General features: G+C 47.6%; 2 protein-coding genes. Both read right to left on the bottom strand.

Annotated features, from left to right (window positions below):
• Nucleotides 1-142: 142 nt before the first annotated feature.
• On the bottom strand, nucleotides 143-1396 hold the full coding sequence (locus tag DXD25_RS16230) for a site-specific integrase (protein ID WP_117664385.1): 1254 nt from the start codon (nucleotides 1394-1396) through the stop codon (nucleotides 143-145).
• A 64-nt stretch (nucleotides 1397-1460) separates the two neighbouring features.
• On the bottom strand, nucleotides 1461-1650 hold a 190-nt coding region (locus DXD25_RS16225; protein ID WP_147327956.1), incomplete at its 5' end, for a tyrosine-type recombinase/integrase.

Below are 1650 nucleotides of genomic sequence, written 5' to 3'. Positions count from 1 at the left end.
TCCTTGAATATAGCCTTGACAGCCTTGCGCACATAGCAGCCGAACACATTATACATGTCGGCAATCTCCTGCATGGTCATCCATACAGTATCGGTCGGCATGGATACCGTTCCGCTCTCGCTGATAGTTATAACTCCTCTGTTCATTTTCCAATAGTTTTTTCGTTCGATAATCTGTTCCTTTCCCGCTTGGCAATAAGCTTATCCATGTCATTTGAAATCTTCTGCTCCGTCACCTGCGCATAGACCTGTGTGCTTGTAATGTCTGCGTGTGTCACCTGCGCATAGACCTGTGTGCTTGTGATGTCTGCGTGTCCCATCATCTTGGCTATGCTGCCGATGGGAATGTCCTCGTTGAGCATCAAGACTCCGAATGTATGGCGGCTGGCGTGGAATCCCAACTTATTACTTATGCCAAGCACCATTCCAAGGGTATGCACATCAAGATAGATGTCTTTCTTCTCACCCAGTGGAAAAACAGGCTTGCTGTCGTCCGTGGTATTGTAGAGCGAAAGAATCTTCTCGGCTATCGGATGGAGTGGCACGAAGAACTCCACGCCAGTCTTCTCTCTTTCCTTACGGATGAACTTCCTACCATCGGAGTTCTCACTGATATGGTGAGGGTACAGGTTCTTTACATCTATATAGGATAAGGAGGTGAGCGAGGAAAAAATGAAACATCTGCGTGCAAGCTCCGTTCGCTCGTCAGCCATCGGGGTAGAGAGCATCTTGATGAAGTCTGCCTTGCTGATATGGGTCATCTTCGGGGCTGCCTTCTTCTCATACCCTATCTTGGCTATGGGATTGAAGCGGATAATGCTCCTGTCCACTGCCTTGTACATCAACATGTTCAGCCAGAGAAGGCAATGGTTCACGTAGCTGTCGATGCGTCCCTGGTCTCGTTTCAGGAATAGCTTGTATTCCTCTCCGAAATTCTCGTCTATGTCCTCAAAGGCGATGTCGTCCTTATCCAATGAATGGACAAAGGCTCTCAGGTTCTTCTGCCATGTTCGCTTGTGCAGAAAGGTTTGTCTGGCTTTTGAGGTTCGATACCATTCCACGATGGTATCACCAAAGTTCAGCAAGAACCTTCCTGTCGTGTCCTTGTCCTTCAACACAGCCTTCAGCATTTCCACGGTGATGATGCCATTGGTGGTAAGAAGTGAGTTGTATTTATCCTTGACCTCAGCAAGGAAACTTGCCAATCGTCTGTTGTCCCTTGCGTTCCGTACCTCTCCCTTCTTGGCGTTCCACTCCTGTGGTGTACAGGATATGCCTGTGGAAATGGCTGCACTTTTGCCGTCAACGGTGATGCGGCAAAGTATGTTGGCTGTTCCGTCTGCCTTCACCTTCTGTCTGTTGATGTAAGGCAAAATTGAAAATGTACTTCTGCTCATAGTTGTTGTCCTTATAATATAATAATGTAGTTGAAACTGTAAAAAGAAAAGTTGAAAGCCTTGTTCATAATGCGAGAATAAAGTCCTTCTCGGTTGCAGCGATGAACTTGTCCATGTCTTCAAACAGCTTCTTTTGGGTTACTCTCGCATACCGCTGCGTCATCTTCACATCCTTGTGACCGAGCATCTTGCAGATGGTCTCCATCGGCACACCTGCCTCCAGCGTAATGAGGCTGGCGAACGAGTGTCGTCCC

The organism is Prevotella sp. TF12-30 (assembly GCF_003436715.1).
GTDB lineage: Bacteria > Bacteroidota > Bacteroidia > Bacteroidales > Bacteroidaceae > Prevotella > Prevotella copri_A.
This window is presented reverse-complemented; position numbering and strand designations above follow the sequence as displayed.